This is a genomic window from Gaetbulibacter sp. PBL-D1, from assembly GCF_050509525.1.
In the GTDB taxonomy this organism is placed as follows: Bacteria; Bacteroidota; Bacteroidia; order Flavobacteriales; family Flavobacteriaceae; genus Gaetbulibacter_B; species Gaetbulibacter_B jejuensis.
In genome coordinates, this window is record NZ_JBNWKB010000021.1 from 32,113 (window position 1) to 43,294 (window position 11,182).

Genomic DNA, 11,182 nt, shown 5'->3' on the forward strand with positions numbered 1-11,182 from the left:
GTTTTAATTCTGAATTAACTTAGCTATCTTAAGACAACTCTAAGTTGAGTGTAAACTTATTCACTATTACTTATTTAACAAAGTAAACTAAGGTTAACGATAAGTTAACGGTACCTAAACACATTGAAAAAAAGTCTTTTTTTTTGACTTTTGTTACAAGACTAAAACAAATATGAATCATGACTAGAAAATTACTTTTACTCTTTGTTATTGCTTTTTCCCAAATTGTAAACGGACAAACTGATGAGCCTATTGGAGCTCCTGCTATACTTGCTTCAACATCTTATGTTTGTGAAAATGAAGAAACCGACAATTTTGTTGGGTTTACCAAATCTCCAGAATTTGCAACTTGTCCAGGTTATGATAATTGGGTTGACTCTTGGTATACATTTACACCAACTGAAACGCGTCAATATTCTATTGAGATTGAAGCTTTAACAGGAAGCATTTTTGATGTTAGAATAGGTGTTTTTTCTGGAACTATAGGCAACTTAAATAGTATGACTGGTTGTGCTACAAGGTATTTTAGCGCTACTTTAACTATGGGTCAAACTTATTATATTAACACCAGAGGAGCGAGTGCATCTACACAATATAGATTATGCGTTTATCCTTTTCCTGATGCGCCATCAAACGACGAACCTGCAAACGCTGATGTGTTGTTAGAGTCTACTTTTGATGTTTGCGAAAATGCATCTGTTGGATACACAACTAATGCAACTTATACTAGTGAAGCTGAATGCAGCACTTCAAATCCTGATGTCTGGTACAGCTTTACACCAACTGAAACTGGAGAGTATACTTTTAGAGCAGACCTTGTAAATGGTTCTACTCCTTTATACATAGGAGTATATAGCGGAACTCCTGGATTCTTAAACCCTTTCCTTGAAGAACCAACATCTCCAACCTTACAGTGTCAAGATATTGTTTTAGCCGATTTAACTGCTGGAGAAACTTATTATGTAAGCGTAACATCATCAAATTCATCACAAGCTATTTATTTTGAATTGTGTGCATACAAGTCACCTGATGCGCCATCGAACGATGATTGTTCAAACCCTATAGCACTAACAATTGGTCAGTCTTTTGAAGACAGTTACATAGTTGCTACCAATACATCTGCGTCAGTTAATTCGGGAAATTCTAATTTTCCTAACTGCGGAACCTTACCAGATTTTGGTATCTATGGTAAAGACGTATGGTTTTCGGTAGTGGTTCCTGCTTCAGGTAGCTTTACTATTGAAACTAGAGCAGAACCAACTGAAACTAATTTGAGTGACACTGCCATTGAAACTTATACTGGTTCTTGTGGAACAGAAACCTTAGAACCATTTCATTACAACCTACCTCCACCAAACACAGGAACTGCTTATTGCAGCAATCAATTTGTAATTGGAGGTAACGAATTTGCTGGTATGTTATTTACTAATAAAACTCCAGGAGAAACAGTAATAGTAAGAGTTTGGGGTTGGGCTTATCAATTTGGTAAATTTAGAATTGCTGCCTACGATGCTACTTTAGGTGTTAACGAGTTTGACTTAAACAGTTTTAAATACTATCCAAACCCAACTAATAATGTATTGAATATAAAATACAACCAAAACATTAATAAAGTAACAGTAAACAGTATTATTGGAAAAGCTGTTTTAACTAAAGAAACCAATGCACAAGATGTAAGTGTAGATTTATCTAGTCTTGCTACTGGAATTTACATTGTAACCATTAACTCTGGAGAAACTTCAACTAATTTTAAAGTTTTAAAAGAGTAGTATTAGATTAATAGCAACTTTAAAAAACACCTTTGTTTACAAAGGTGTTTTTTTATTTATGCAATATGGTTTGATTTTTGTACTTTTCATTTCGCAATGAAATGGATTAACTACATTTTTTTATTCCTTATATATTCTGGTTATGCTCAAGATAGTATACAGATAAAGCTTATAAATAGCTTAAAACTTGAAAAGGAAACGATTATTAGTATTGATGATTTTGAAACGCTTTACCATATTAAAAACAATACGTTTTATAAAACTTCAAATAATAAATCAATAAACTACAGCAATGTTCAATTAGGAAACATTACTTCTGCTAATGCTTTTAATCCATTAAAAATTAATCTGTTTTACAAGAGTTTTAATACTGTTGTTATTCTTGATAATCGTTTAGCCGAAATTTTCAAAATAGATTTTAATATGATGCAACCTTATAAAAATGTATCACATATTACTACTGGTTTTGACAATTCGCTTTGGGTTTTTAATCAAGATTTACAACAACTTGAACTTTATGACTATAAAATGAACAAGGTTAAGGTAAGATCGCTTCCTGTACAATCTAATGTACTCGACCTAAAAAGCAACTACAACTATTGCTGGATGCTTACCGAAAAGTACTTGTACAAGTACAATTATTTAGGAAGTCTTATTTCTAAAATGGAAAATAAAGGCTTCACTGAAATGGCTTTAAATAATGAAAATGTGGTTTTAAAAACTGATAATCAACTCTACTTTTTAGCAAGTAATAGTCAAGATGTTGTACCAATTCAAACATCAAAATTGTTAATAAATCAGTTTTTATTGGCCAATGAAACCTTGTATATTTACGACAACAAAATCCTAAGTAAATTCCAACTAAAAATTAAATAAACATGCATGTTGCAGTAGCAGGAAACATTGGTGCAGGTAAAACAACTCTCACCAAATTATTAGCCAAACATTTTAACTGGGAACCACAATTAGAAGACGTAGTAGACAATCCGTATTTAGATGATTTTTACAACCAGATGGAACGTTGGAGTTTTAACCTGCAGGTTTATTTTTTAAATTCCAGATTTAGACAAGTATTACAAATTCGCCAAAGCGGAAAAGACATTATACAGGACAGAACCATTTATGAAGATGCTCATATTTTTGCACCTAACCTTCATGCTATGGGATTGATGACCAATAGAGATTTTGAGAACTATCGTTCACTTTTCGATTTGATGGAATCTCTTGTTCAAGGTCCTGATTTGTTAATTTACCTTAGAAGCACTATCCCAAACTTAGTATCACAAATTCATAAACGTGGACGCGATTATGAAAACTCAATTAGCATTGATTATTTAAGTAGATTAAATGAGCGCTACGAAGCTTGGATACATGGTTACGACAAAGGAAAACTACTTATCATTGATGTAGACAACCTAGATTTTGTTGCTAATCCTGAAGACCTTGGTTTTATCATTAATAAAATAGATGCCGAAATAAACGGTTTATTCTAAACAATAAAAGACAAACAAAAAAGCCACATCAAATTGATGTGGCTTTTTTGTAGTATAACTTTTGAAAACTAGCTTTGTTTTTCAATTTCTTCAGTAACTGTTTTCTTAATTTTAACCTCAACATCATCAACAGTCTTATCATTGTTCATTGCTTCTACTTTAGCTTCAACTTCTTCAAGAGTACCTTCAATAATTTTTTCTTCAGTAGTGGTTTCTCCATTAACAGTTGTTGTTTTAGTTAAAACAGCTACAGCATTCCCTGTGGTTCCATCATCATTAATTTCAACAGTAATTTCTTTAGTAATATCATCGTTACCTGCTAAACCAGTTTCAGTAGTATGACCACCTAAAATTGGAGCTATAACCAATCCTACTAAACATGTTAGCTTAATTAAAATATTCATTGATGGTCCTGATGTATCTTTAAAAGGATCTCCAACAGTATCACCTGTTACAGCAGCTTTATGCGCATCACTTCCTTTATAAGTCATTTCACCATTAATTTCAACTCCAGCTTCAAACGATTTTTTAGCGTTATCCCAAGCTCCTCCAGCATTGTTTTGGAAAATTGCCCACATTACACCACTAACACATACTCCTGCCATATAACCTCCTAATGGTTCAGCTCCAAAAATTAAACCAATTAGTATAGGAGTAATAATGGTAATTAAACCTGGTAAAATCATTTCTTTTAATGCTGCTTGTGTAGAAATATCAACACACTTTGCATACTCAGGAGTTCCTGTTCCTTCCATAATTCCTGGAATTTCTTTAAACTGACGACGCACTTCATGCACCATTTCCATTGCAGCTTTTCCTACTGATTGCATTGCTAAAGCTGAGAAGATTACAGGAATCATTCCTCCAACAAATAACATTGCCAATACATCAGCTTTAAAAATGTTTATTCCATCAATTCCTGTAAACGTTACATAAGCAGCAAATAATGCTAATGCAGTTAATGCAGCAGAAGCAATAGCAAATCCTTTACCAACAGCTGCAGTTGTGTTTCCTACTGAGTCTAAAATATCTGTACGCTCACGCACTTCAGGATCTAATTCGCTCATTTCTGCAACACCACCTGCGTTATCTGCAATTGGTCCAAAAGCATCAATAGCTAACTGCATAGCTGTAGTAGCCATCATAGCAGATGCTGCTAAAGCAACACCATAAAATCCTGCTAATTCATACGATCCATAAATTGCAGCTGCAAATAAAATTACTGATGCAAATGTAGATTTCATCCCTACAGCTAAACCAGCAATAATGTTTGTTGCTGCTCCTGTTGAACTGTTTTGTACTATATCTAAAACTGGCTTTTTACCTAATGACGTAAAATAAGCTGTAACTACCGAAATTAGTGCTCCAACAGCTAGTCCTATACATGCTGACCAAAACACATTCATCGATGATACGTCTACATAACCTTCTCCAAAGAACTTCATGCTCATAGTTTCAGGTAACATATATTTAATTAAACCAAAACTAGCTGCTAAAGTTATAATGATAGCTACCCAGTTTCCTGTGTCTAATGCTTTTTGAACTTGAGCTTCTTTAGCGTTATTACCAGAAATTTTCACTAAAAACGTTCCTATAATTGAAGCTAAAATACCTACACCTGCAATAACAATTGGCAACAAGATTGGTCCCATATTATTAAAGTCATCAGTAAAAGGTGTATTTACTGACATGTCTTTAATTAAATAATTACCCAATACCATAGCAGCTAATACTGTTGCTACATAACTACCAAACAAATCGGCTCCCATACCAGCTACATCACCAACGTTATCTCCTACGTTATCAGCAATAGTTGCAGGATTACGAGGATCATCTTCAGGAATACCAGCTTCTACTTTACCAACTAAATCTGCACCAACATCGGCAGCTTTAGTGTAAATTCCACCACCTACACGTGCAAATAGTGCAATAGATTCAGCACCTAATGAAAAACCTGCTAATGCCTCTAGAGCAATAGTCATTTCATCATAAAAAGAAGCTTCGCCAACAATAAACATTTTCATAAAAACAAAAAACAGTAAACTAAGTCCTAGTACTGCTAAACCAGCAACACCTAGTCCCATTACTGTTCCACCACCAAACGACACTTTAAGCGCTTGTGGTAAGCTTGTTTTTGCAGCTTCGGCAGTACGTGCGTTGGCTTCGGTTGCAACTCGCATACCAATGTTTCCTGCAAGAGCTGAAAAAATAGCTCCTATAATAAAAGCTACTATTATAATCCAATGTGTAGTATCAACAAAGTAAGATATTGCTCCAAGAGCTACAGATGCAATAACAACAAATATTGCTAACAATCTGTATTCGGCATTTAAAAAGGCTAGTGCACCTTCTTTAATTGATTTTGAAATGCCTTGCATTCTTTCGTTTCCAGGTGCTTGTTTTTTAACCCAAGACATCTTTACGAACATGAACAGTAATCCTACAATTGCCAATATCATTGGCACAAAAATCATATTTGATTCCATATTTTATTAATTTGATTAGTTTGTATCTTAACAAATGTAACAAAATGGATTAATATTAAAAAGCCCTTACACTTCTGCAGTGTAAGGGCTCTAAATTGCTATGTTACAAGCTATTTTATATTGTAAAGTTACCGTTTGCTTTGTGCTCACTGCTTTCGTAGCGCTCCACACATTTGTTAAGGATTTCGTATGCCTCTTTAGCATCTCCCCAACCACCAACGTCAACTTTCTTTTCTTCTAAGTCTTTGTAAACCTGAAAAAAGTGTTCAATTTCTTTAATTCTATGTGGGTTTAAATCTTCAATATCGTTGTATCTATTCCATATTGGGTCAGAAATTGGCACACATATTAATTTTTCATCTGGTCCTTTTTCATCTGTCATGTGAAACACACCTATTGGTTTTACTTCCATAACACACATTGGAAATGTTGGCTCTGTTCCTAATACTAAAACGTCTAGAGGATCTTGATCTAAAGCTAAAGTTTCAGGAATAAACCCATAATCTCCAGGGTACATCATTGATGAAAACAACATACGATCAAATCTAATTTTTTTTAGTTCAAAATCGTATTCGTATTTATTTCTACTTCCTTTAGGGATTTCTATTAGTACATCAAAGGTCAATTTTCCTGCTGCTGTCATATTTTTATATTTGTTTTTCGGGCTGCAAATATAATGTAATGTTTGAGTTATGGCAATTAATTACCCTTGACTTTATCAAAAAAATAACCGTAATTTAACAGTGGATATGAATTATTAGGTCAATCCATATTTTTATTATTAGCTGTTAGTTTGACCAAAACCTATGAATGAAATTCCAAATGAATTAAAAGACTTTTACGCCTCAATTGAAAATTTGAACTCATTAAGTATATGGAACATTCATCGAGAACTGAAAGCAACCGCTAAAATCAAAGGAGAGTGGGAAAAGAAAATTATTACAGAAAGAAAATCACTCAATTACAATCTAAATAAAGGCGAGTTAGTGACAAACGTTCAAGTCACAGATTCACAAGGTCAAATAACAACAATTGGTTTAGAAAAGGAGGACATAGAATATCTTAAACAGCGATTAGAATTTACACAAAATACTTGGCTAAAATCAAGATATTCTCATTTACTCTGGCAAGAAATTAAGCATCATAAATATGCTGAAATAGCTATTGATAATTATGTTGCTACAATCAATAGAATTAAATCGGAGGAAGCTCGCGAGTTGCCCATAATTCTTTCTGCAATTTTACATATATCAAAGAAAACAAAGAAGAAAATAGAAGTCGCCAAAGAAGTCGCAATTACACTTGTTAATGACTTACCAAATTGGTTTAAACCAAATATTTTAAATTCTATTCTAGAAAATAATATTCTTGATAAAAAGGAACTAAATGATATTGCTTTAAAATTACCAAGTTGGATTGAAGAAAAAAATCCTGTATCATATTTTTCAAATAAGCAAAAATTAGAAACTGGTATACAACTTTATAATTTACTAGAACTTCCGTTAAATGAACTGTATGAGTTATTAGCCAAAAACGAAGACTTGATTCTAGAACAGCATCAAGAGGATACAGACTTTGTCAAGTATACCACAATTGGAACAAAGGCAAAATATTTAAGACTTGCTGGTAAGTTAGAAAAAGCAGAAGAAAATCTTAAAGAGTATAATCGCCTTAAGCAAACGGTAAAACTCGGAAAAGTAAGTTGGCAACTTGGAGAAAAGGAAACAGAAATGTTTAATAGTTATCTCAATATGAAATCAAAAGTCATATTGGATATGCCAACAGAGGGAATACTTGCTTTCTTCTCAATTAACGAAGACATTCTAGTTGACCCAATTGAAAATCAAGAAAATGCCAAGAAAAGTATTAAAAACTCAATTCATAATTTATTTAGCACAAGTGTTTTTGACATAAACAGCAACTTCAAGAATTTAAAGGATTCAGAAAAAATTGATAAAGAAATCATTCAGAGTTATACGATTTCCCACGGAGTTAAATGTTTCAGTCTTTTCCTAAAAGTGTTTGTAGACGGAATTTTAACAGGTAAACTCAATTATTACAAAATCTATGATTTTTTTGAATCTCAAACTTGGTATGGTACTAAATTCAAAAGAGGAATGACCGATAATGAAATTGACCAAAACTCGAACTGGTTAACAATGCTCGCACCAGGAATCCATAATCTTTTTGCTCAATTTGAACTCTCGGTTTTAATGAATACTAATAAAATCAACAACTTCATTTTAGCAATGGATTCTTTGACTTTAAAATTCGAAGGTGCATTAAGAGACTTTATCAGATTGTCTGGAGGTAATACATCTACCTCTAAAAATGGAGAATTAAAAGAACAATTACTTGAGGAATTATTAGAAAACGAAACAACAAAAAAATACTTTACAGAAAAGGACATTGAATTGTTTAAATATGCATTTACTAGAAAAGGAAAAAATTTGAGGAACAATATTGCTCACTCATTTTTAGAATTTTCTGATTACAATTTACAAGCTGTGACTTTAGTTTTTTTCTGTATTTTGAGACTTGGAAAATATACGTTTAACGAAAAAAACAACAGCTGACAATGGTTATAAGTAATTATTAGTTCTCACCTACTTCTGAATCCCGAAGTGTCGGGAATCGCGGATTTTCAAACAGTTGTATTTGCTAAAACGCTTAATAAAATCACGCACGAACCTCCTAAAAATAAAACCCAAAGCTTCCTGTAACACCAAACTTTCGTGCGTCAGGTGTATCGAGATAATTTCCTCTAAAATTGAAGTCTATACGTAGTATTTTAAAAATATTACCTACACCAACACTGTATTCGTAATACACCTCATCACTTGGTGCGTTGTAGATTAAACCTGAAGCATTAAGGTTGCGGTTTTCTTGTGAAATTTCTCCCCAAACACCACGTACGCCAACAATAGCTCTTAGGTTATACTTTTTAAGAAATGGTATACGCGAAAACAATCGACCGTTAAAATTATGCTCTAAATGCAATGACGAATAGGTATCAGTTACAAACTCATAAAAATCTAACTGCGAAAAGGTATTGTAAATAGAAAAATAGGACTGGTTACCAGGAACTACACTTAACAACCCAAGCGGAACTTCGCCAAAGGTTTTACCTGCTTCGATAGTTGTGGTTAAGCGACCAAAACCACCAACTTGCCATGGTTGTATGTATGAAAACTGCAATTTGGTATAGTCAAAATCGCTACCAAAAACAGTACGATCTCCTTTGCTTAATTGAGCAAATAAACTTGCATAATTATCATTAGCATTTCTGCGTTCTACACCAAAACCTGTCATTTTTCGTTTTGGAAAATACGATACCGAAAGCGTGCTTTCGTATTGTCTTATTTCAGATGAAATTCCTGTAGGAGATTCTTCATCAAAATAATCGAGACTAAAAGTTTCTGAAGCCGACTCTAAGGTTCGATAGTTAGCTCCTAGCCTAAACACAAGGTTTTTTACTGGCTCAATTTCCAGCGAAAGCGTTGTTAAATTAATACTAGATAGCTTATCGTTAGGACTTGTACCAACCACAGCTGATGAGGCAAAACTACGTCCTAAAACATCGGTTGAATTGGTTAAACTCGCTCCTATTTGCTCTACATCTCTTCGGTTTCCACCAGAGAGAATAATACGATTCTTTTTATCTACCAACCATTTTCCTGAGATACCATATTTAAACTTATCGTCTCTAAAACCGTAAGCCAAAAACCCTTCGAGCCTCCAAAGGTCATTTGGTCCAAAATAGGTACGACCTCCTGTTCTTACCCTTACACCTTCTACTTCATTATATCCAAACGTTGAAAAGATAGGTCCATAATCAAAATTAATACTCGGAAACTCAATGTAACCTGAAGCTAACACGCTACCAATATTGTAAAGTCGTTTAAACTTTTTTACGGTTTTTAAAGTGTCTAACATTTTGTAAACCCCTTTTTCGTCTTTGTTGAGCGACTCTAGTCGGTTCTCTTCCCAAAAGGAATCATCACGATTGTAAACGTCTTCATTGTAGTTGTAAACCTCTTCGCTATAGAACTTTTCGTTTTTTGGTTTATCAAACTCGTAATTATCATACAAGGTGGTACGCTTACCGTAAATTCCACGAGATTTTTCTTTTTTGTTCAGCGCAAAATCTGACATAAAATAATCGCGCTTTATCAAAAACAACGAGTCGTTAAGGACTTCAAACTCTTGCTCTATATAAATTTCTTTTACCCAGTTTATGTTAGCACTTTTAGAGGCTTGCAGATTAATTTCTTTGATAGCATAGGTAGTATCAGCAACCCAAAAATCGCCTTTAAAAGTAAGTTCGTTTTTTCTACGTGGATAGTAAATAATGTTGTAGCACCATTTGTTATCAATAAACGAACTATCAGAAAGCACGTAGTTGTAAGTGTTAATTCCTGTTTTAGAAATTGGGCTTACAAAGCTTTTATCAAAAAATTTAAGGTAGTTGTCGTAAATGTTATAATCGGAATACAGGTCGTCTACAAAATCGATAATCACTTGATTGTTGCTAAAACCAGAGTTTTTGTTTCCTTTTAAGTCTTCTTTCTCCTTGTCTAGCACATTATCGCCATATACTCTACTTACGGCTTCATTAATAAATATTGGCAAGTAGGTTTTTCCTGTTACTCTAGAGGTGTCTACTTCTTCAAAAACAAACTCCATACCTCTAAATAGCTTACTTTTTATAAGTGCACTATCAATAGTGTTTAAGTCAAACTCAACCTTTTCGTATTTATCGTACTCGTATTGCTTAAACTGATTGAGTCCGTTTTTACGTTTGTGTTCCCATATTTTCTTTAAAATGGCAATGGCTGGATTTTCTTCGGCTTTTTTAGATTGCTTTCCTGTAACAATTACAACCTCATCAAGTGCATCAGCCTCTTCTTTTAAAACCAAATTGAGTTCGTAGTTTACTCTTTTGGCAAGTGGTAACTCTAAGGTTTCGTAACCTAAAAAAGAAACGATGAGAGCATCCCAAGTAGTTTCAGATTCAAGATAAAATTTACCATTTTCGTTAGTGATTGTACCTTCGGTAGATCCTTTAAAAAGTACATTAGCAAAAGCAACAGGGTCGTTGTTTTCGTCTACTACATGACCGCTAACTTTGGTCTGTGCCAATACGTTAGCAATTCCTAAGCAAAAAAATAGGGCTATTAATTTTATCTTCATAAGCAAAAAACTTCATCAACAATACTGCCAATGAAGTTTATATAACGCAAAAAATTGCGATTTATTTATACATTACCTTTTTTACTGCTTTTATTACATCGTTACTGTTAGGTAACCATTCTTCCAGAAGTACTGGAGAGTAAGGAGCAGGTGTATCGGCTGTGTTAATTTTTACAATTGGAGCATCTAAATAATCAAACGCTTCAGACTGTACTAAATATGTAATTTCAGTAGACACATT

Annotated in this window: 8 protein-coding genes; 4 read left to right on the top strand and 4 right to left on the bottom strand. The window is 33.5% G+C overall.

All coding sequences use genetic code 11. The annotated features are described in order from the left end of the window. Positions 1 to 179 precede the first annotated feature (179 nt). The 3 genes from ACQ0RB_RS14580 (at position 180) to ACQ0RB_RS14590 (ending at position 3,262) form a co-directional block, all read left to right on the top strand. Entirely contained in the window at positions 180 to 1,769 is a 1,590-nt protein-coding gene (locus tag ACQ0RB_RS14580; RefSeq protein WP_430499350.1) for a T9SS type A sorting domain-containing protein, read from the top strand. 96 nt (positions 1,770 to 1,865) lie between these two features. Further along, positions 1,866 to 2,645 (top strand): hypothetical protein, encoded by a 780-nt coding sequence (locus ACQ0RB_RS14585; RefSeq protein ID WP_430499352.1) that lies wholly within the window; start codon positions 1,866 to 1,868, stop codon positions 2,643 to 2,645. Positions 2,646 to 2,647: 2 nt separating this feature from the next. After that, positions 2,648 to 3,262, top strand: a complete 615-nt coding sequence (locus ACQ0RB_RS14590; protein ID WP_129761130.1) for a deoxynucleoside kinase — start codon at positions 2,648 to 2,650, stop codon at positions 3,260 to 3,262. Positions 3,263 to 3,330: 68 nt separating this feature from the next. On the opposite strand, the gene ACQ0RB_RS14595 is transcribed toward ACQ0RB_RS14590, so the two are convergent. After that, on the bottom strand, positions 3,331 to 5,748 hold the full coding sequence (locus ACQ0RB_RS14595; RefSeq protein WP_430499354.1) for a sodium-translocating pyrophosphatase: 2,418 nt from the start codon (positions 5,746 to 5,748) through the stop codon (positions 3,331 to 3,333). Between the two features lie 115 nt (positions 5,749 to 5,863). Beyond that, complete coding sequence (locus tag ACQ0RB_RS14600) at positions 5,864 to 6,391, bottom strand: inorganic diphosphatase (protein WP_430499356.1); 528 nt, start codon at positions 6,389 to 6,391, stop codon at positions 5,864 to 5,866. A gap of 163 nt (positions 6,392 to 6,554) precedes the next feature. Here ACQ0RB_RS14600 and ACQ0RB_RS14605 point away from each other — a divergent pair, with 163 nt between their 5' ends. Next, positions 6,555 to 8,324, top strand: coding sequence for a DUF4209 domain-containing protein (locus ACQ0RB_RS14605; RefSeq protein ID WP_129761133.1), 1,770 nt, complete (start codon positions 6,555 to 6,557; stop codon positions 8,322 to 8,324). 118 nt (positions 8,325 to 8,442) lie between these two features. On the opposite strand, the gene ACQ0RB_RS14610 is transcribed toward ACQ0RB_RS14605, so the two are convergent. Further along, a complete protein-coding gene (locus ACQ0RB_RS14610; protein ID WP_430499358.1) occupies positions 8,443 to 10,941 on the bottom strand; it encodes a DUF5686 family protein in 2,499 nt (832 codons plus the stop codon). A 61-nt stretch (positions 10,942 to 11,002) separates the two neighbouring features. Then, positions 11,003 to 11,182: transketolase C-terminal domain-containing protein (locus ACQ0RB_RS14615; RefSeq protein WP_430499360.1), on the bottom strand; the 180-nt coding region annotated here is incomplete at its 5' end.

What these genes read in the sequence shown, in the direction of transcription:
- ACQ0RB_RS14580 (WP_430499350.1), top strand. Translation starts at nt 180, where the DNA reads ATGACTAGAAAATTACTTTTACTCTTTGTTATTGCTTTTTCCCAAATT.
- ACQ0RB_RS14590 (WP_129761130.1), top strand. Translation starts at nt 2,648, where the DNA reads ATGCATGTTGCAGTAGCAGGAAACATTGGTGCAGGTAAAACAACTCTC.
- ACQ0RB_RS14605 (WP_129761133.1), top strand. Translation starts at nt 6,555, where the DNA reads ATGAATGAAATTCCAAATGAATTAAAAGACTTTTACGCCTCAATTGAA.
- ACQ0RB_RS14595 (WP_430499354.1), bottom strand. Translation starts at nt 5,748, where the DNA reads ATGGAATCAAATATGATTTTTGTGCCAATGATATTGGCAATTGTAGGA.
- ACQ0RB_RS14610 (WP_430499358.1), bottom strand. Translation starts at nt 10,941, where the DNA reads ATGAAGATAAAATTAATAGCCCTATTTTTTTGCTTAGGAATTGCTAAC.
- ACQ0RB_RS14585 (WP_430499352.1), top strand. Translation starts at nt 1,866, where the DNA reads ATGAAATGGATTAACTACATTTTTTTATTCCTTATATATTCTGGTTAT.
- ACQ0RB_RS14600 (WP_430499356.1), bottom strand. Translation starts at nt 6,391, where the DNA reads ATGACAGCAGCAGGAAAATTGACCTTTGATGTACTAATAGAAATCCCT.